Annotated in this window: 13 protein-coding genes; 8 read left to right on the forward strand and 5 right to left on the reverse strand. The window is 45.0% G+C overall.

Features of this window, described 5'->3' with window-relative positions; translation table 11 throughout:
- Positions 1–7 precede the first annotated feature (7 nt).
- From MHH50_RS04255 to MHH50_RS04270, 4 genes are all read right to left on the reverse strand, one after another.
- Positions 8–1,840 carry a sensor histidine kinase gene (locus MHH50_RS04255; RefSeq protein WP_076187428.1) on the reverse strand — a complete coding sequence of 611 codons (1,833 nt, stop codon included), beginning with the start codon at positions 1,838–1,840 and terminating at the stop codon, positions 8–10.
- 35 nt (positions 1,841–1,875) lie between these two features.
- Positions 1,876–2,709 (reverse strand): carbohydrate ABC transporter permease, encoded by an 834-nt coding sequence (locus MHH50_RS04260; protein ID WP_076130664.1) that lies wholly within the window; start codon positions 2,707–2,709, stop codon positions 1,876–1,878.
- 2 nt (positions 2,710–2,711) lie between these two features.
- Positions 2,712–3,605: a sugar ABC transporter permease gene (locus MHH50_RS04265; RefSeq protein ID WP_076105422.1), complete on the reverse strand. Its 894-nt coding sequence runs from the start codon at positions 3,603–3,605 to the stop codon at positions 2,712–2,714.
- A gap of 107 nt (positions 3,606–3,712) precedes the next feature.
- Complete coding sequence (locus MHH50_RS04270) at positions 3,713–5,059, reverse strand: extracellular solute-binding protein (RefSeq protein ID WP_076194381.1); 1,347 nt, start codon at positions 5,057–5,059, stop codon at positions 3,713–3,715.
- 312 nt (positions 5,060–5,371) lie between these two features.
- On the opposite strand from MHH50_RS04270, the gene MHH50_RS04275 reads away from it, so the two are divergent.
- From MHH50_RS04275 to thrC, 5 genes are all read left to right on the forward strand, one after another.
- A complete protein-coding gene (locus MHH50_RS04275) occupies positions 5,372–7,924 on the forward strand; it encodes a glycoside hydrolase family 2 protein (protein WP_340033988.1) in 2,553 nt (850 codons plus the stop codon).
- A 25-nt stretch (positions 7,925–7,949) separates the two neighbouring features.
- On the forward strand, positions 7,950–10,103 hold the full coding sequence (locus MHH50_RS04280) for an alpha-galactosidase (RefSeq protein WP_340033989.1): 2,154 nt from the start codon (positions 7,950–7,952) through the stop codon (positions 10,101–10,103).
- Between the two features lie 324 nt (positions 10,104–10,427).
- The gene (locus MHH50_RS04285) at positions 10,428–11,393 is read left to right on the forward strand and encodes an alpha/beta hydrolase (protein WP_076194460.1); all 966 of its coding nucleotides are present in this window, start codon (positions 10,428–10,430) and stop codon (positions 11,391–11,393) included.
- 1,585 nt (positions 11,394–12,978) lie between these two features.
- Positions 12,979–13,482: a CYTH domain-containing protein gene (locus MHH50_RS04290; protein WP_036680734.1), complete on the forward strand. Its 504-nt coding sequence runs from the start codon at positions 12,979–12,981 to the stop codon at positions 13,480–13,482.
- Positions 13,483–13,730: 248 nt separating this feature from the next.
- Entirely contained in the window at positions 13,731–15,122 is a 1,392-nt protein-coding gene (thrC, locus tag MHH50_RS04295; RefSeq protein WP_340033990.1) for a threonine synthase, read from the forward strand.
- Between the two features lie 87 nt (positions 15,123–15,209).
- Here thrC and MHH50_RS04300 read toward each other — a convergent pair whose 3' ends face one another.
- Positions 15,210–16,484 carry a helix-turn-helix domain-containing protein gene (locus tag MHH50_RS04300; RefSeq protein WP_076129616.1) on the reverse strand — a complete coding sequence of 425 codons (1,275 nt, stop codon included), beginning with the start codon at positions 16,482–16,484 and terminating at the stop codon, positions 15,210–15,212.
- A 121-nt stretch (positions 16,485–16,605) separates the two neighbouring features.
- Here MHH50_RS04300 and MHH50_RS04305 point away from each other — a divergent pair, with 121 nt between their 5' ends.
- From MHH50_RS04305 to MHH50_RS04315, 3 genes are all read left to right on the forward strand, one after another.
- On the forward strand, positions 16,606–18,546 hold the full coding sequence (locus MHH50_RS04305; protein ID WP_076219701.1) for an NAD(P)/FAD-dependent oxidoreductase: 1,941 nt from the start codon (positions 16,606–16,608) through the stop codon (positions 18,544–18,546).
- A gap of 29 nt (positions 18,547–18,575) precedes the next feature.
- Positions 18,576–19,388 (forward strand): acetoacetate decarboxylase family protein, encoded by an 813-nt coding sequence (locus tag MHH50_RS04310; protein WP_081386450.1) that lies wholly within the window; start codon positions 18,576–18,578, stop codon positions 19,386–19,388.
- A 77-nt stretch (positions 19,389–19,465) separates the two neighbouring features.
- Positions 19,466–20,239: a glucose 1-dehydrogenase gene (locus tag MHH50_RS04315; protein ID WP_076302810.1), complete on the forward strand. Its 774-nt coding sequence runs from the start codon at positions 19,466–19,468 to the stop codon at positions 20,237–20,239.
- Positions 20,240–20,475: the final 236 nt, after the last annotated feature.

The following is a 20,475-nucleotide window of genomic DNA, read 5'->3' on the forward strand; positions in this document are numbered from 1 at the left end:
CCCTCTCCTAAATAAATTCATCTTCACTGTATTTAGTGTTAATATCCGCAATGCGCAGGGTAACACGAGTGCCGATTCCAAGCTCACTCTCAACAAGCAGACCAAACGAACTGCCGTAATGCAGGCGAATTCTTTCATTTACATTTCGTAGTCCAATCCCGAACCTTTCATTGTCCGTTCCAGTCTGCAGACTATTGTTTAAGGAACGAAGGGTGGCTTCATCCATACCGATCCCATCATCTTCTACACAGAATACGGCATCTCCATGCTCGCTCCATGCGGTGATGCTCAAGGTGCCCAGTCCTACCTTTTGATCCAAACCGTGAAAGACAGCATTTTCTACGATCGGTTGAAAGACAAGCTTAATAACAGGAAGATGAAGGAATTCGTCCGGCACGTCGATGTTAAGTCTGAACTTGTCTGGGAATCGGATTTCCAGCAGCTGATAATAATTTCTCACATGATCCAGCTCTTGTCTAATTGTAACAGCCTCTTCGTTTCGGACAATGCTGTAACGCATTTGAAGCCCAAGTAAATAGGTTAGCTTCGCCACACGTGGATCATCATTGCTCTCTGCAAGCATGCGGATGGATTCCAGCGTATTATAAATAAAATGGGGATTAATCTGGTTTTGAAGCGCCCGCATATCAGCCTTTTGCTTCCGTTTCTCCGTGATGGACACTTCTTGTAACAGATCTTTGATCCTTATGATCATCCGATTAAAATGACTGCCCAGCATCCCAATCTCATCATTATATTTGGAATGCTGCCAGACATCCAGATTACCATGCTGCACCCGTTTCATTAAGCGGACCAAGGATTTAAGGGGTTTGGTCAGGGCATGGGAAATTATAGTCGCAACAAAAAGTGCAAAAGCAATGATAATCAGTGTGGTCAAGATAAGCGTATTACGATTCTTTTGTACAGGGGACAGGATACGTGTTAAAGGAATCGTAACCATAGTGGTCCACCCGGTCTGTTTCGAGACGGTATACACTGCAAGATAAGACTGGCCATTCAAGTCTATTTGAAAATGATCCTGCTGCTGATTTACTTGCTGCAGCAACAGCTTTGTATTCAGAGTTTGTGTATCGGCAGCCAGATTCGGAACCGCGGAATCTTCACTAGCATAAATCAGATCTCCATTGTTATCTACAATGAACGTGTTTCCTTGCGTAACTGCATTTACGGGATCGATAATGCCCTTAAACAGATTGATGTCTACATCGAAAACGAGAATTCCTATATTCTGCAATGTGCTTACAGAGTTAATCGTACGAAGAACACTAAAGACCTCTTTATGGACATTCGAGTTGGTGCGGATCGTATGTCTGCCCTGAATGACAGGCGCTGCTCCGGCATCTTCACTCATGGTTCTCCATTTGGCTAATCGTTCCTCGGGATACAGTTCATTAATTCCAGCGTCTTTATCATAAAAGACAGAACCGTACTGATCCACCAAATACACGGCAATGATCTCTTCCTTAGTATGATTCAAATAGCTAAGGAACATCGCCATGCCCGTATTTTTTTCCCAGTCGGTATTTTGCTGTGTCAGGTAGACTTGCACATCGGTGTTATACAGCGGCAGGGCTGTATATCTTTTGAGGTCGGCAATATATCGGTCGATGGTATCTGAAGCATTCGATGTCATTTGACCCGCACCGTCAGTCGCATTCACAAGAACCGAGTTGAACATGGAGCGGGACGATAGATAACTTACATAAGTAATCGGCAGAGAGATCAGAAAGACAAAGATAACAATCAGCTTGCGCTCCATCGGTAGATTGGCAAGGAACAACCACATTTTGCGTAAAGTTAACCGGATGTATGATAGCATTTGCGTTGTTCCTTTCCTGTAATAAGCTACCTACCTTATTTGACCGCTCCACTGGTTACGCCTTCAAAGATGTAACGCTGCAGGAAGAAATATAGAATTACTGTTGGCAGCAGGATAAGCAGAATAGCCGCACAGATTAAATTCCATTCCCCCGAATTGACCCCTTGAAAACGCATTAGGATCGTCGTTACTACACCAAGGCTTTGTTTCGGCATGTAGAGGTAAGGGATGTACATGTCATTGTAAATGCTAATGGTTTTCAAAATAATCAAAGTAGCCGTAGCTGGCGTAAGTAAAGGGAAAATAATCGACCGATAGATTCTGAACAGAGAGGCACCTTCTACCATCGCACTTTCATCGAGATCCACGGGAATATTACGGATAAATTGCAGATATAAAATAATTTGAATTACATCCGCTCCAATATAAAGCACGATCGGGGCGCCAAGTGTATTGTAAAGCCCCATGCTTTTGATGATACCAAAAGTCGCCACTTGTGTCGTGATACTAGGAATAATGGTGGCTACTAGATATGCACCGAAGACAACGGGTTTCAATTTGAAAGAGAAGCGTCCCAATACAAATGCTACCATAGTGCCGAACAGAATGTTCAGAATTAAAGTAATAGCTATAATGATTAACACATTACCAAATCCGTTAAGTAGACCCCCACGCTGGAAAACGGCAGTGAAATTATCGAAATTCAAAAAGCTTTTTGGCAGTGCCATGGAGCTGCTGCTGTTAAATTCGTCAGTGGATTTAAAGGCATTGACGATGACCACATACGGAGGAAAGAGTACAACAAATACGCCGATAAGCAGCGAGAAGTATTTAATAACATCTGTGAAGCGAAATTTGGAGTATGTCATATCTATTTGTCCCCTCCCCGGCTTAGAACTAGTTGCTGTACTAACAGTACGATGACGACAAAGAAAAGCAAGATAATACTCATGGCAGAAGCGAGGCCGTAATTATTGTAAGCAAATGCAGTATCTACAACTTTTTGTACGTATGTTTCGCTGGCGCCTGCGGGGCCGCCCTTGGTCAACACGAAGGGGAGATCGAATACTTCCAGTGCCCCTGTGACGGTAAGAAATAAGTTAAGTTGGATGACTGGCTTCATATTCGGTAAAGTAATTCTCCAAAGTGTTTGAAAAGGTCCGGCACCATCGATCTTTGAGGCCTCATAGATATCGTTTGGAATGGCCTGCAAGGAGGCGATGTAGATTACCATGTTATAACCCATGAAACGCCAAAATCCTGTGGACGCCAGAGAATAGTTAACCAGTCCTTCTGTTCCAAGCCAACTGGTCTGTCCTAGTCCGGTAAGACCGATGCTATTCAGGAACATATTCAGAGAGCCATTGGTGGTGTCAAAGACATAACCAAACATAAAGGCGACGGCGACACCGTTCATAATGTAAGGGAGGAACAGTAAGATTCGAAATGCATTTTTTCCTTTCAACTTACTATTGAGCACAATCGCAAAATAAATAGCGACGATATTCTGGAGAATTCCCATCGCGAAATAAGCAAAGTTATGGGTAAATACCTTGAAAATATCGGGGTTGGAGAAGACTTCGCGGTAATTATCGAGACCGACCCAAGGCTTCTCAGGGCTATAGCCATCCCAATTCGTAAAGCTGTAATAAATCAGCTTGAGTGCCGGATAATACGTGAATGTTGCGAGCAGCAACAAAGGAATCGTGAGGAAGGATACAATGATAATCGTCTTCTGTTTGTTATAGGAAAGTGTTCCGAACATCGCTAGCCCTTCTTTCATAAAAACGTGGTATGGAAAGGCAAAATGGATTATCCGTAAAAGCAATAATCCATTTTGCTCCGTAGTGTACTTCGAATCAAAAGCTCAAATTAATAACCGAGGTCCTTCTTGGCTTTAGCCCAAGCTTTATTCCACTTGTCTAATACGGTTTGTGGATCTTTGGCAAGTACAAATTCCTGTACAACAGCAGGGAGATCCAGTTGTGCCTTGTTGCCGATTTCTGTAACCTTTGCATCGTCAACAGTTCCTTCTACCAGTTCTACTCCGGTAGCTTGGAATTCTTTCAGCTGAGTCAGATTGGATTCCTTGCCTTTTAATGGAGAGATAAAGCCGGCGAAATCCTCATAACCTGAATCTTCAATCATCCATTTTACGAAGGCTTTAGCTGCCTCTAAATTTTTGCTGTTTTTGGCAACGGCATAGAAGAAGTCAGGGCTAAGGGTAGCGGATGGTTTACCCGAATTGTCATAAGGGAATGGGAAGAAGCCAACATTGTCTGAAGAAGCGCCTGCTCCGATGACTTGGTTAATAACCCAGTTGCCAAGATAGTACATGGCGAATTTGCCGGAAGCTATGTCCTTTTTCGATTGCTCCCAGTTGGTGGAGTTGATGTCTTTTTCCAGATAGCCTTTTTCATTGAGCTCTCTAAGTAGGCTGAAAGCTTTGCCATAACCGTTGTCTATAGTGAACGGTGTTTCAGAGCTCAGCTTAGCATTTGGAAAATCAGGATTGCCTTCAATTAAGCGTGGTGTGTCATAAGCCCAAGTACCAAGTGGCCATTTGTCTTTAAAGTTAGAGGACATTGGAATAACACCTTTTGCTTTCAGCTTCTCGCAGGCAGCCAGGAATTCATCCCAAGTCTTAGGCGTTTCGGTGATGCCGGCATCAGTGAATGCTGTTTTGTTATAAACAATACCGGAAGTAGAGTTCCCTGTAGTAATTCCGTAAAGCTTACCATCAAAGGATTTGAAGTCTTTAAAGGTGATCTGATCGTTCAAGCCGAGATCATCCAGTGAAGCAAAATATTTCGGCAGGTCGGAGTTAGGGATAGAAGGAATAAACATAACGTCTGGAAGCTCGCCGCTGGCCATTCTGACTTTAGCCTGTTGGTTATAGTCGGTTTGGGAAGCTTCGAATTCGACTTTAATGTTCGGGTATTTTTCATTAAAGCGCTTTAAATATTCGTCATATTCTTTGCCGATCATGTCTGTTCTGTTAGTTAGGAAGGTGATTTTGCCGCTGATATCAGCTCCTGCTGCAGGTTCGGCAGTTGCATTCGTGTCACCGCCGGTATTCTCTGCGTTAGTTGCTGCGGGCTTTTCAGTTGCGGCAGCACCGTTATTCGTGGTGTTGTCATTATTCGAACCACAGCCAGCAAGTGTTGAAGATAAGACCATAATCATAACAAAGGATAACGAAAATAACTTATTTCTCATAGCTTAATCCCCTTTTCGTTTTTATTGTTAGCGTTTACATGAACATTATAGCTTTATCGAAGCCGTTAATAAATGTATTGTATTATTATTTATTGTCTTTATTTGTTTTGTTTCTGCGTTTATAATTAGCATGTACCTAACAATCAGATAACAAAATACAAAGAATATCAAAAGGGTTCAATGAATTAATTGAAGTCTTATGCTATTTTTGAGAAGTCTATGCTTACAAAACTTTAGGCATCTGCTTCCGAAGCGAGTTTTGCGCGAAGTCATTCAGAGAAGTCTATGCTTACAAAACTTTTAGGAGGTATTATGAAACATTTGCATATGAATCTTGCGAAGTGGGAATTTAGAGGCTGTGGTGATGAGGAGTGGCTTCCGGCGACTGTGCCAGGTACAGTCCATACGGATTTACTAAAGAACGGGAAGATTTCAGACCCCTTTTATGGAACAAATGAACATGATCTACAGTGGATCGATAAGAAGGACTGGGAATATCAAACCTCGTTGCAGTTGGGGGAAGAGTGGCAGGAGCTTGCTTGTACGGAGCTAGTTTTTGAGGGACTGGATACTTATGCAGATGTGTACGTGAATAATGTACATGTGCTCGCTGCTGATAATATGTTTCTGGCATGGAAAGTGGATGTCAAAGATCAGTTAAAGACTGGAGAAAATAATATACGGGTGAAGTTCCGCTCTGTGGTTAAGGAAGATTTACCGAAATTAGCGAAGCTGGGTTACGCGCTGCCTGCCTCGAATGATCAATCCGAGCTTGGGGGATTAGATGAACAACGGATTAGTATTTTTGCGCGCAAAGCACCTTATCATTACGGCTGGGATTGGGGCCCGCGTTTCTTGACCAGTGGAATATGGCGTGCGGCAGCTCTGGTGGGACGTGACACCGTTCAAATTACAGACCTCTATATCCGTCAAAATGTGATTGCTAAGGAAGAAGCTCGCCTGACCGCAATTGTAGAAGTGGATGCTCCTGCTGCTTGGCGGGGAATGCTGCGAATAAGTGCCGATGGTTTGGAGTGGATGCAAGCGGTTACTTTAGAAGAAGGCATGCAGCAATTAGAGATGAATATTGTTATATCCGAGCCACAGCTCTGGTGGTGCAGAGGGCTCGGAGAGCCTCATTTATATACATTCCAGGCAGAATTGGTACAAAATGCGGAAGTAGAGGTTAGCAAAAGTGTAAAAACCGGACTCCGCAGTATTGAATTGATTCGGGAGCGTGATGCCAAAGGAGCTTCGTTTTCTTTTGCGCTGAATGGAGTTTCCGTCTTCGCCAAAGGCGCCAATCATATTCCAAATGACAGCTTCACCACAGAAGTAACCGAGGAGCGGTATCGGCATGAAATTGCCACGGCAGTAGAATCGAATATGAATATGCTGCGCGTTTGGGGCGGCGGTATATATGAAGAAGATATTTTTTATCAGCTCTGTGATGAATACGGACTGCTGGTCTGGCAGGACTTTATGTTCGCTTGCAGTATGTATCCCGGGGACGAGGCGTTCCTAGGAAATGTGAAAAAAGAAGCCGAATATAACGTCAAAAGATTGCGCAATCATCCCTGCATCGCCTTATGGTGTGGCAACAACGAGATTGATTCGGCCTGGTCACAGTTCGAGGAAAATATGGGCTGGGGCTGGAAAGAAAAACTCGGCGCTAAGCAAAGAACGACAATGTGGGCCGATTATATTAAAATCTTCCACCGTATTCTGCCGGAGGCTGTAGCCGCGTTCCATCCGGGAGTGGACTATTGGCCGTCTTCGCCGCTGCGGGAGCTGACTGGCGATATTAATCAGCATGCGACACGGATTGTGGGCGAAGGGGATGTGCATTACTGGGGCGTGTGGCACGGAATCGAGCCTTTTGAGAACTATAATACAAAGGTTGGCCGCTTCATGAGTGAATATGGCTTCCAGTCGTTCCCGGAACTAAAAACGGTAATGAGCTATGCAGAAGAGCAGGATTTGGAGCTTACCTCAGAGGTGATGCTGGCGCATCAGAAGAATGGTCGCGGTAATCTGCTGATCAAAGAATATATGGATATGTATCTGCCGCAGCCAAAGGACTTCAAAGCCTTTTTATATATGAGTCAAATCCTGCAGGCCGAAGCGATCCGAATCGCGATTGAAAGCCACAGAAGAAATAAACCTTATTGTATGGGCACTTTATACTGGCAGATGAATGATTGCTGGCCGGTGGCTTCTTGGGCGGGCATGGATTATAACGGGCGTTGGAAAGCCCTGCAATATACCGTGCGTTCAAGCTTCCAAGATGTTCTGTTGTCTATCGACGGTACAGACCGTGAGAAGGTAGACGTTCATGTCGTATCTGATTTAAGAACAGCAGTGAGCGCTGAGTTGGTGCTTACTTTGTATCAGTTTAACGGTTCGGTGCTGCGAGAGTGGACACATCCCGTTGAGCTGGGAGCTGATTCTGCTGCTATCGTATTCTCGTCTCCTGTGGCAGACCTGCTAGAAGGTCAAGGGGTGGGTGATGTATTGCTTGGAATTGGCTTGCAGGCGGATGGCCAGGTGATAGATCACAAGCTGCATTATTTTACTCCGGAAAAAGAAATTCCATTGCAGCGCTCAGTAATTACTGTGCTGGAAACTCCAGAGAGCGGTGGATTAAGCTTCACCGTGACCAGTGATGTATTGGCTAGAGGTGTATACCTGACTTCGGAAGAGGAAGGAATATTCTCTGACAATTATTTTGACCTTCTCCCAGGTCAGACCAAGACGATAGAGTTCTCACAACGCGGGAACGATGGAAGAGACTGGATTCCTGCCGCACCTAAAGGGCTAAAGGTTCAATCGATGGTTGATTTTGTGAGCGAAGATTTGCTGTAAATCCTAAGGAGAGAAGGACTGGCACATGGGGATTTTAGTTCAGGAAGATAAGGGATTATTCCATTTACAGAGCGCAGGGATGAGTTATATTCTTCAGCTTGTTAATGATTATCCGGCACATGTGTATTGGGGTAAAAAGCTGCGTAGTGGCAGCAATTTGGAAGGGCTGTTGAATCTGGGAGGAAATACGGGTCTCGACCGGCTCCCGCAGGAATATCCCCAATACGGCACGGGAGATTTCAGAACACCTGCTTATCAAGTTAGGCTCGAAGACGGCACTCGTATTACAGAGCTGAAATACAGCGGGTACCGGGTAGTTGAGGGTAAACCCTCACTGCCGGGTCTGCCATCTGTATATGTTGAGTCTGCGCAAGAAGCACAGACGTTGGAGCTTACACTTAAGGATGATTACGCCAAGCTGAGTGTTATTTTGCGCTATACGGTTTTTGAACATACCAACGTAATTACACGCTCTGTGGAGTTTACCAATGCGGGGGAAACGCAGCTGCAATTGCAGCGTGCACTGAGTGCTAGTGTCGATTTCTCGTCTGGCGATATGGATATGATCTATTTGGCAGGAGCTTGGTCAAGGGAAGGTAATCTGACCCGTAGACGTCTGGTGCAAGGGGGTACGACCATTGGGAGCCGCAGAGGGATGAGCAGCCACCAGTTAAATCCATTTGCAGCGCTGGTGAAACCTGAAACGGATGAAAATCATGGAGAGGCCTACGGCTTCAGTCTTGTATATAGTGGAGGCTTTGAAGCTGAGGCAGAGGTCGATTCCTTCGGGATGACCCGGTTTACGATGGGGCTGAATTCATTTGATTTCTCCTGGCTGCTGGAGCCGGGCGAACAATTCCAGACCCCAGAAGTAGTGATGGTGTATTCTTCCGAGGGGATCGGGGAAATGTCGAGAACCTATCATCGCCTGTACCGGACCCGTTTATGCAGAGGGTTATATAGAGATAAGGAACGGCCCATTCTGGTCAACAATTGGGAAGCCACCTATTTCAACTTCGATGCGGATAAATTGGAGTCGATTGCCGCGGAAGGAGCGAAACTCGGGATAGAGCTATTCGTACTGGACGACGGTTGGTTTGGCAAAAGAGATGCAGATAACTCCTCTCTCGGAGACTGGGTAGAGGATCTGCGCAAGCTTCCAGGCGGATTGTCTGATGTGGCGCAGCGTGTGAACAATCTAGGCTTGCAGTTTGGCCTCTGGTTCGAGCCGGAGATGATCTCGCCAGACAGCGAGCTCTATCATAAGCATCCCGACTGGTGTCTGCATGTGCCGGGACGCCGCCGTAGCGAAGCCCGCTGGCAATTGGTGCTGGACTATACTCGGGAGGATGTACGTCAGTACATTTATGAGTCACTGTCCCGGATTTTCTCGACCGTGCCTATTAGTTATGTGAAATGGGATATGAACCGTTGTTTAACGGAGATTGGCTCTGCAGAGTTACCTTCTGAACGCCAAGGGGAAACCGCACATCGTTATGTGCTTGGTCTGTATGAGCTATTGGAGCGAATAACTTCAGAGTTTCCGCATATCCTGTTCGAGAGCTGCTGTAGTGGTGGTGGCCGCTTCGACCCAGGCATGCTGCATTACATGCCGCAGACCTGGACCAGTGACGATACCGATGCTGTGGAACGACTGAAGATTCAGTATGGAACAAGTCTGGTGTATCCGGTTAGTTCGATAGGCGCGCATGTGTCTGCCGTGCCGAATCATCAGGTAGGACGGATCACCCCGCTGTCTTTTCGTGGAGATGTAGCTATGTCCGGTAATTTCGGTTATGAGCTGGATCTTACGAAGTTTACAGACGAAGAGAAGGAACTTGTGAAGGAACAGGTTGCGAACTATAAACAAATCCGCAGTCTTGTGCAGCAAGGGAATCTGTACCGGCTGCAAAGCCCGTTTGAGGGCAATGAGACAGCATGGATGTTCGTGTCCGATGATCAGCGTGAGGCATTAGTTTATTACTTCCGGGTAATGGCTGTGCCGCACCCGCCCCGCCGTAGCCTGAAGCTGAATGGTTTAAATCCGGAGCTGGATTACATTCTGGAGGCCAGTGGTGAGGTTTACGGTGGTGATCGGCTAATGCAGGCTGGGCTGGCTCTGCCGGATATCCAGCAGGATTTTGTTAGCGGATGTTATAAATTGAAGGTGCAGGAATAGAGTTTATTGCAAGTCATCAGCAAGCCATGAGCCTAGCTCGTGGTTTGCTTTTTTTGTTCAAAGATGAATTTGAATCAGCTGAAGCTGCGGATGGCAAGGCAGCCTTGATCGTATCCACCTCCACACATATATTCCTCCTGTTTTGGCATCCTGTGCAGCTACCCTTGTGCATGACGCTATAGCTTTTTTGCATGTTCATATTCCGTTCATATTGAGGTCATAGAGAGTACATCTTCATTGGTTAATCTTAGCTTAGCAGTTAGTTATGGTAGTCCAAAACACAGCTGATGACAGGAGAAGATACGAGTGGAAATAAAAGAAAAAATGAAAATGAAGGCGGGCACGAGAACAAGTAAAATACTAAACATACTACTTAAAGTAGTAGGAGCAATAATCATCGCAATCGTGCTTTTTCTCGCTATTGTCTATACAGTTAATTTGATCAGCAATAAATCGGAACAAAATAAAATAGAACCCTATGGTCAGTTAGTACCCGTAGATGGGAAAAACATGAATGTTTATATTCAAGGAAAAGGTGAAGAAACAGTCGTGCTACTACCGGGTTATGGCACAGCAGCGCCAGCTCTTGATTTTAAAGCATTAATAGATGAACTGTCGCCGTTTTACAAAGTTGTCATGATTGAGCCTTTTGGGTATGGATTAAGTGATCTGACCAAAAAGGAGCGCAGCACAGAGAATATTGTAAGTGAAATTCATGAAGCTTTACAGGCTCTTAATATTGACCGTTATATTCTAATGGGCCACTCTATTTCAGGCATATATGGACTAGATTATGTTAACAAGTATGAAAATGAAGTGAGTGCATTTGTCGGGCTTGATAGTAGTGTTCCATCGATAAGCGAGAGGAAGATCGAAGCTTCGGAATTAAGAGCTATAAATCTGCTCAAAAAATCAGGTTTAATCAGATTGCAAATGAAATTTAGTGCTGACCCAATTGCTGAACTACCATTTGATGATAAAACAAAAGAACAAATGAGACTGATCAATCGCAAAAACATATTTAATCCTACCCAATTAAATGAAGCTGGAATGATGTATTCTAATTTTAAATCAGCTGAAAGCTTAACATTTCCTAAAAATCTTCCTCTTATTTTCTTTATACAAGCGAATCAACCAGCAACGGATAGATGGATACCAGAGCATGAAAAGCAAATCAAGGACTCTGTGCATGGAAAAATAGTGAAGTTTGAAGAGGGACATTATTTATATCGCACTAAAGCAAAAGAAATCGTAAAAGACTTTCAGGCATTTATGAAAGAAATAAAATAAGGTGCTGCCGTCGAGCCGACCGGATTTCAGGATTTCCTCTGATTTTCGTTCGGTTTTTTATTAGTCCGTAAGATATGGGGGAGTGCCACCAGTAACGATGGTCTAATCTTTAGGTTTGGTCTGGGATAAGAATGAGAAGGCGTCGGCTACATTTAATGGAGAGTCCCTTGGTTGCTGCTAGGTTCCTAGGTACCCTGCTTCGGATCGGACTCAGTAGTCCTTATTTGCTAGAAAAGAGGCAATTGAGGCTACTTTCGGACCCCAGCGACGTTATTGGCTAATTATCGCGACCGTATGGGGTGTTTTGGAGTAAATAGCTGCACCTGAGTCCGATACCATCTCAAATATGCGTTTTTTTCGCGAATAGAGGCTATACGGTCCGTAAGTAAATAGGGAGTAGGGGTGGTATGAGAAAGTATGAGAAAGTATGAGAAAGTATGAGAAAGTATGAGGGAGTATGAGGTAGTATGATGGGGTTCCACCAGTTAACGATGCTCCAATCATTATGGTCTGGTCTGGGATAAGAATGAGAAGGCGCCGACTACATATGATGGAGAGTTCCCTTGGTTGCTGCTAGGTTCCTAGGTACCCTGCTTCGGATCGGACTCAGGAGTCCTTATTTGCTAGAAAAGAGGCAATTGAGGTTACTTTCGGACCCCAGCGACGTTATTGGCTAATTATCGCGACCATATGGGGTGTTTTGGAGTAAATAGCTGCACCTGAGTCCGATACCATCTCAAATATGCGTTTTTTTCGCGAATAGAGGCTATACGGTCCGTAAGTAAATAGGGAGTAGGGGTGGTATGAGAGAGTATGAGAAAGTATGAGAAAGTATGAGAAAGTATGAGAAAGTATGAGGGAGTATGAGGGAGTATGATGGGGTTCCACCAGTTAACGATGGTCTAATCTTTAGGGTTTGGTCGGTGATAAGAATGAGAAGGGGCTGACTGCATATGATGGAGAGTTCCCTTGGTTGCTGCTAGGTTCCTAGGTACCCTGCTCCGGATCGGACTCAGAAGTCCTTATTTGCTAGAAAAGAGGCAATTGAGGCTACTTTCGGACACCAGCGACGTTATTGGCTAATTATCGCGACCATATGGGGTGTTTTGGAGTAAATAGCTGCACCTGAGTCCGATACCATCTCAAATATGCGTTTTTTTCGCAAATAGTGGCTATACGGTCCGTAAGTAAATGGGTGAGTACGACCCGTGGAGCGTGACCAACTAATCAAATGGGTGAGTACGACCCGTGGAGCGTGACCAACTAAGTAAATAGGTGAGTACGACCCGTGGAGCGGAACCAACTAATCGAATGGGGGAGCCTCACCAGTGGCACACGGAGCAACTCATCGAATGGTGCTTTCCAATGATCGCCGGCTGACTCGCTAATTATCCGTAGTTTCCAGTAATCTATGGTGAGCCCTATCTTTCCACAACCTCCATAAATCCCACAATGAACACCACGGTAGCCTTTTTTAAGTTAGAGCATGTCCTATTTCCCTATAATCCACATTGACTTGGGTTTGTCACACCCCTATGATGATTATTAATATAAAAATATATGACACGAAGAGGAGCGAAACATCATGGCTTTGGAGATCGAACGCAAGTTTCTGCTGCCGGAATTTCCGGAGCAGCTGATTCAAAAGGGAGAATTGAAGATTGTTACCCGTCATAATATCGATCAGACATATCTGGCAATAGATGGTGGTCAAGAGCTTCGTGTGCGTAAAATTACGGATCTGGACTCAGGTGAGGTAACCTACACGCATACGTTTAAGGATGGCAAAGGGATCAAACGCGAAGAGATCGAATATTTTATCTCAGAGGGTTTATATAATCAGATGATCGAAGCGGTAAATGCGGTAGCTTTGGTCAAAGAGCGAATTACAGCGGTGTGGAATGGCACAACGGTTGAGATCGACGTATATTCCCAGCTGAAATTGTCCGTATTGGAGGTTGAATTTGAATCTCTGGAGGAAGCGGAAAGCTTTAAAGAGCCGGAATGGTTCGGTAAGGATGTTAGTACAGAACGGCAGTACAGCAACAAAACGGTCTGGAGAGAGCTGCAAAATAAGACAAAGAATTAACGGACTTTAGCGCGTAAACGTGGTAGTATATAGGGAAAACAAGCAGAAATAGCTTTATCATCCCTAACTGGCTTAAGGATAACGTTTAGGGTGAAACTTATAGTTAATTATAAGAATTTATAAGTGGTGCAACTATAATAGCCTTATATTTCTGCGAGAAACAGTTGTCTTCTATATAGGACGACAACGTTGTTTCTTCTTATCATATATTCTTGTCATATATTAACGAGGGGTTCAGGAGGATGAGCATGAAGTTTATAAGCACAAGAGGTAATGTGGAACCTAAAGGTTTTATTGATACGGTGTTGATGGGACTTGCGGACGACGGTGGGCTGATGGTTCCATCCGAGATTCCAGTGGTTTCAGCAGCAACGTTGGAAGAGTGGAGAAGTCTCAGCTATCAGGAGTTGTTCCTGAAGATTGTTGCCTATTACACCAATGATGAGATTCCTTACGAGGATTTGCAGGAAATGGTCAACACCAGTTATGCTAATTTCCGCACACCTGAAGTAACACCTATACACCAAGTGGATGATTCTTTATATGTCCTTGAATTGTTCCATGGGCCTACTTTTGCTTTCAAGGATGTAGCGCTGCAGTTTATGGGTGAGCTGTATTCATATATTTCCAAAAAACAAAACAAAATCATCCACATCCTCGGTGCAACCTCTGGGGACACTGGAGCGGCGGCTATTCAAGGTGTACGCGGCAAAGAAGGCATCAAGATCTGTATTCTCCATCCACATGGCAAGGTAAGTAAAGTGCAGGAGCTGCAGATGACTACGGTGGACGACAGCAATGTACTGAATCTGTCTGTTCATGGTAACTTTGATGATTGCCAGAAGGTGATTAAGGATCTGTTCGCAGATCTGGAATTTAAAGGTCGGTATCATCTGCGTGCAATTAATTCCATTAACTTTGTGCGGATTCTGGCGCAGACTGTTTATTATTTCTATGCATATCTGCATGTCGATGGCAGCAACGAGAAAAAGATTAATATCAGCGTGCCTTCCGGTAACTTCGGTAATATTTTCTCGGGCTATTTGGCTAAGCAAATGGGGCTTCCTATTAACAAGCTAATCATTGCTACGAATGAAAATAATATTTTGGAGCGTTTTGTGAATACTGGCGAATACAAACCAGGTAATTTCACAAGCACTTACAGCCCTTCGATGGATATCCAAGTGGCAAGTAATTTCGAACGGTATCTGTATTATCTGGTAGGCGAGGATTCTGAGAAGTTATCCGCGTATATGTCCAAGCTGCAAACCGAAGGCAAGATTACGGTTGAAGGCGAGGCGCTTCAGCAGGTGCAGAAGGATTTTGCAGCGCTGGGTGTGAAGAATGATCAATGCTTGAATACGATCGCTAAGTATCAAAAAGAATACGGCTACCTGCTTGATCCACATACAGCATGTGGAATCGCGGCTTACGAAGCTTTTAATGGCCCGGATGAGATTGGCATTACCTTTGCGACTGCACATCCAGCTAAGTTCGATGAGGCAATTACTTTGATCGATATTAAGCAGGAATTCCCGGCACAGATTAAAGCATTGTTCGAGATACCACAACATCAAACCGTAGTGGATCATGACAAGGATGAAATCGTGCGTCAGCTGCAAGCTTTTTACGGATTGTAATATCATATACTGTCCTACTTCACAGCACAGCCCCCGTTCTTGGGATAAGGACGGGGGCTGTTTGTGCGTTTATAGTAGCTTCTAACATTAACGTTGCGGCGTACGGGTCTGCTCCCTAGCTTTTTCACAAAAAGCAGCGACCTTATAAGAGACATAGTACGACAGCATTTTTTCAGAATCGGTAAAGTCGGTGTCCAGCAGTCTGCTGATAAGATCGAGCTTATATCTGAGTGTATTCCGGTGAATGTACAGCTCGTCTGAGGTAATCTGCATGTTCCGGTTATTTTTGAGATAAACGTAAAAGGTATGATACAGATTGGACTGGTGCAAAGTATCGTATTCTTGAAGCTTGAGCAGCTCTGGATGGTAGTAGTTATTATCCTCGTTAAACACAACATCAGCAGAGAGCATCTCATAGAGCTGGATATCTGAATAGTAAGTCAGCTGCTGCTGCGGGCTGAGAATGGAACCGATCCGAATAGCATTTCGGGAGTGAAGATAGTGTCTCCTACATTGCGTAAGATTAGTGAACATATTGCTGATGCCAAGCGAGATGCCGGTTTGGGCTAGAAATTCCTGCAGCTGCTTATTTACAAGCTCTTTGGAGAGGTTTCCATCATGGATCATTACAATCTGCCCGTCATAATAGGTGGAAGGACTGCCCGGAAAAAGCTGTTGCAAACGTTCTCTTAAATAATCATCATAACGGCCTGAACCCTCATACCAGGTAAGATCGAACAGCAGCACAAGCAGCTGATTCCCGAACTTTAGTCCTGCACTCCGCATCCTGTCCTGAATAATCCGGTTGTCCTGAAGCTGTTCCTCTAGCAATGCGCAGATAAAATCTTCAACTTTTATATTTTTGGCGTTGCGATAGTAGCTATTTTTGCCCATCTCTTCGGCAAGTATGGTAGCGGTGATGGACAGCAGCTCGTTATCTCTGGCGCGAAAAGGATTTGTGCATCCTAGAAGCAATACATTGCCGATTTGTTTGCCGGCTACTTTTATTTTGGAGATCAGTTTGGAGTTTGACGTTTCCTCGCAGGTTACCTCATAAGATTCATCGCTTTGTTTCCCACGCTGGACACTGTTCATTTTGCTCACAGCCGCAATGAAGTCGTAAGAGCAATAACCTTTGCGGATATTATCACTCCATATGTAATCGTCGATATCGGAAAGGTCAGAGTGAGCTACAATTTTGAAGCTGCAATCAAATACAATGACGGGATTCTGCAGTAGCTCGGCAGCTGTCTGTACGATAGCTGAAAGGCCTGCACCTGAAATGTATGCAGTAAACAAAGATGCGGTATAATGCTCCATTTCGATTTTACCTGATACTTGCTCATTTAAGGAAACATCCATTCATATCGCCCCCTGTTTCAATAATAGTGCAATATGCACTATAAAGAAGTGATTTTTGGTGCTTGTAAATATATTCACAAAGTATTGGACGCCTTAAACTAAAGGTGGAGGTGCTAAGCAGATGAAATATGAAAAACTGTTTGCAGCAGGTAAAATTGGACGCCTTGAACTTAAGAATAGAATTGTATTGCCGGCTATGGGAACGTCACTGGCTGCGGCCAGTGGTGAAGCATCGGATGAAATGATTGCTTTTTATGAGGAACGTGCCGCAGGTGGCTGTGGTCTAATCATTACGGAAATTACGCGTGTGGATAATGAGACCGGAGTAGGTACACCGAACCAGCTGAATGCAAGTGACTTGCTGTTTGTGCCGCGTCTGGAGAAACTGGCAAGAGCTGTGCATCGTCATGACAGCAAAATATTCCTTCAGCTCCAGCATCCGGGCCGGCAAAATCACGGACGGCTTATTGGAGGCAAACAAATTGTTGCTCCTAGCGCAGTGATGTCTTCAGCGATTGGGGAAATGCCCCGGGAGCTGTCTACTGAAGAGGTAGAAGAGTTAGTTCGTAAATTTGTGTTCGGAGCTTATATAGCTAAAACAGCAGGTATTGATGGTGTGGAGATCCATGGTGCCCACGGCTATCTCGTAGGACAGTTTCTGAGCCCACTTACCAATCTGAGAACTGATAAATATGGCGGTTCACTGGAAGGTAGAATGTCATTCCTGAACGAAATTGTGCTTGGCATCAAAAAGACCTGTGGCGCAGGATTCCCTGTATCGGTGCGAATCGACGGCGATGAATTTGTCTCAGGCGGGATTACACTGGATGAGGCTATCCAGACTGCGAAACATCTGGAAAGCATCGGAGTGGATTGCATAAATGTAAGCTCCGGCACTTATGAATCATCCAATACGATCATTGAGCCGATATCCTACCCGCAAGGCTGGAAAAAACATCTCTCCGCAGCCATTAAGCAAGCGGTGCAAATTCCAGTGATTGCTTGTGATGTGATCCGTAAGCCTGAATTTGCTGAGAGTCTGCTACAGGAAGGAAACACGGATTTTGTAGCCCTTGGAAGAGCCCAACTGGCCGATCCGGAGTGGGGTAACAAAGCGGCAGCAGGCAAAGAAGCAGAGATCAGAACCTGTATCTCTTGCCTGTACTGTATTCAGGAAGTAATGGAGTGCAAGGTAATCAAGTGTGCTGTCAATGCCAGAGTGGGCCGTGAGCTTGAATTTGCAGAACCAACCAAAGATGGCGCTGGCAAAGTAGTAGCTGTGATCGGCGGGGGTCCAGCAGGTATGGAAGCAGCACGGATTCTGGCGCTCAGAGATTTTAAACCTGTATTGTTCGAAGCCAGAGATGTGCTAGGCGGCAGCGTGGAGCTGGGAAGCCGGCCACCATTGAAGGAGAAGCTGAACTGGTTTATTGATAATATGCAGCATCAGTTAGAGGATCTGGATGTTGATGTCCGTCTCTCTACGAAACCTACGCTGGAACAACTGAAGCAACTGAACCCTTATGCGGTATTTGTTGCTGCTGGGGCACAGCCTATAGTGCCTGTTATTCCGGGAGTAAAGAAGGCAGCGGTCTGCACCGTTGTTGACGTACTTAGTGGGTCAGTTGTGATTAAGAACAAGCAGGCTGTGGTCATCGGCTCCGGCATGACAGGGCTGGAAACGGCTGAATATTTAGCCGATATGGGAAATCAGGTCACGGTGGTGGAAATGCAGCCGCGGGTTGGTCCAGATGCCTATCTGCCAAATCTGATCGACATTGTGACTAGACTGAAAAAGAACGGCGTGGAGCTCTTAGCATCAACCAAGCTGGTAGAAGTGCAGGATGGCGCGATTGTGCTTGAGAATACGTCCACGGGGGAAACTTCGCTGAAAAAGACGGATGCTGTTGTATTATCCATTGGTGTTACACCCGATCGCTCATTTGTTGATGAGTTGAAGCAGGTACTGCCTAATGTGAAGGTGATCGGCGATGCAGGCAAGCCAGGCCGAATCGGACAGGCCATTCAATCTGGATTCGAAACGGCTTTTGTGCTGAACTAAAGGGTTACTAATCTAAGGAGGGTTCATTCATGGTGAGTTTTGTGAAAAGTTTCGCAGATATGCAGAAATACGGAGGCAAGCCAACCACCTTTTATGATGCAGAGATGCTGACGGTGTATTGGGAGACCAAACCAGAGATTATCGAGCGTTTGTTGCCGAAGCCACTGAAGCCAACAAGCCGGCCGCTGGTAAATGCTTTTATCGCCAATTACCCAGCTACGAACTTTTGTCCACCTTATCGTGAAGCTGGATTGTTCGTTCTAGCGGACTATAACGGACAATTAGGCAACTACTGCCTGTCGATGCCTATTACAAGCGATATCGGGATGGCTATGGGCCGGGAAGTATGTGGGCTGCCTAAGAAAATGGCCGATGTGCGTATGAACACCTCAGAAGATGGCATTGATGGGGCAATCGGCCGGCATGGCATTGACTTTTTCAACGTAAAAGCCACTATGGATGGACACTTCAATGACAATGGAGCCGAGAAGATTCTGGAGGAATATTACGGCAAAGATATCCCTTTGTATAACATCAAATATGCCAATGCAATTGACGGAAACGGCTTCGATCTGATGCCAACCTTGGTCACACAGCGTTTAGTAAGTGAGGTTAAAGTCTATAAAGCGGCTGAAGCCTCTATCACCTTCCAAGACTCCCCGCATGATCCTTGGAGTGAGCTTGAAGTTGTGAATATGCTGGGCGCGGTTTACACCGTCAGTACAAATGTGCTTGAAAAAGGTAAAATTCTGGAGCCTCTGAATCCAATGGAGTATCTTCCATACTGCTATCTCCGCTGGGACTGGTGGGAGAACAATTTGCAACCTGTTTCCTCAGTATAAGCCTACGTGTTTGAAGTGAGTTTGTACGAAATGAAACCGAAGAAGGATCGGCTAACCAAACATTAGGAGGAATTAGAATGACTAACCTTTTTGATTTGACGGGTAAGACAGCTATTATCGCAGGAGCATCCAGTGGGATCGGGGTACAATTCGCAGAGATGCTTGCTGAGCAAGGAGCAGACATTGCTATTTTGGCCAGAAGATATGACAAGCTTGTAGCAGTAGCCAAGGATATCCGGGCTAAATACCCTGAACGCAGAATAATTCCTATCGAGTGTGATGTAAGAAAAGAGGACCAGATTATTGTGGCTGTTCAAAAGGTTATGGAAGCCTTTGGCAAAATTGATATTCTGCTGAATAATGCTGGTGTGGTGGATGCGGTTCCGATTGAGGCGCTGGAAGAAGAAGCTTGGGATCGGGTACTGGATACGGATTTAAAAGGTGTTTTCCTGATGTCGAAACATGTGATCCGGCATATGAAGGAACGGAATTACGGCAAAATCGTCAATACAGCCTCAATGCTAGGCCTTACAGCTTCAGCTTCGGTTCCTACGCATTCTTACAATGCTGCTAAAGGTGGAGTGATCCATCTGACAAGAGGGGTGGCGGCAACTTATGCTAAGCATGGTATCACTGTTAATGCGATTGGACCAAGCTTGTTCAAAACTGAAATGACTGAGAATACGTTATTTGCAGAAAAAGCGCTAAAAATGTACAACGCAGTGTGTCCGATGGGGCGCCCTGGTAATCCGGGAGAACTAAACGGCGCCGTGCTCTACTTTGCTTCAGATGCTTCCAGCTACACTACAGGTCAGACTTTGTTTGTAGATGGCGGCTGGACAATTATATAGAGTTCATCTGGTTCTGTAAGCTCGGGGAATGATTGTAACTCCAAAAAAAGGGTATCTCAAAAGCCATGAAAGGGTGGCTGGGATACGCCTTTTTTTGCGTTGTACGATGAGCAGTGCTCCGCCAGTAACAAGAGAATTGCTGAATTTATCAGAAATTGTCGTTAATTTGCCTTAAAAAGTAGACATGACTACCTATGAGTGAGAAAATAGCATGTAGAGTTAGTAATAACTAAAAA

It is taken from the genome of Paenibacillus sp. FSL H3-0302 (assembly GCF_037982245.1).
Lineage (GTDB): Bacteria > Bacillota > Bacilli > Paenibacillales > Paenibacillaceae > Paenibacillus_AQ > Paenibacillus_AQ odorifer.

Coding starts and splice junctions, on each gene's coding strand:
- thrC (WP_340033990.1), top strand. CDS start 13,731: ATGAAGTTTATAAGCACAAGAGGTAATGTGGAACCTAAAGGTTTTATT.
- MHH50_RS04255 (WP_076187428.1), bottom strand. CDS start 1,840: ATGCTATCATACATCCGGTTAACTTTACGCAAAATGTGGTTGTTCCTT.
- MHH50_RS04260 (WP_076130664.1), bottom strand. CDS start 2,709: ATGACATACTCCAAATTTCGCTTCACAGATGTTATTAAATACTTCTCG.
- MHH50_RS04285 (WP_076194460.1), top strand. CDS start 10,428: ATGAAAATGAAGGCGGGCACGAGAACAAGTAAAATACTAAACATACTA.
- MHH50_RS04265 (WP_076105422.1), bottom strand. CDS start 3,605: ATGTTCGGAACACTTTCCTATAACAAACAGAAGACGATTATCATTGTA.
- MHH50_RS04300 (WP_076129616.1), bottom strand. CDS start 16,484: ATGGATGTTTCCTTAAATGAGCAAGTATCAGGTAAAATCGAAATGGAG.
- MHH50_RS04270 (WP_076194381.1), bottom strand. CDS start 5,059: ATGAGAAATAAGTTATTTTCGTTATCCTTTGTTATGATTATGGTCTTA.
- MHH50_RS04290 (WP_036680734.1), top strand. CDS start 12,979: ATGGCTTTGGAGATCGAACGCAAGTTTCTGCTGCCGGAATTTCCGGAG.
- MHH50_RS04305 (WP_076219701.1), top strand. CDS start 16,606: ATGAAATATGAAAAACTGTTTGCAGCAGGTAAAATTGGACGCCTTGAA.
- MHH50_RS04315 (WP_076302810.1), top strand. CDS start 19,466: ATGACTAACCTTTTTGATTTGACGGGTAAGACAGCTATTATCGCAGGA.
- MHH50_RS04275 (WP_340033988.1), top strand. CDS start 5,372: ATGAAACATTTGCATATGAATCTTGCGAAGTGGGAATTTAGAGGCTGT.
- MHH50_RS04310 (WP_081386450.1), top strand. CDS start 18,576: ATGGTGAGTTTTGTGAAAAGTTTCGCAGATATGCAGAAATACGGAGGC.
- MHH50_RS04280 (WP_340033989.1), top strand. CDS start 7,950: ATGGGGATTTTAGTTCAGGAAGATAAGGGATTATTCCATTTACAGAGC.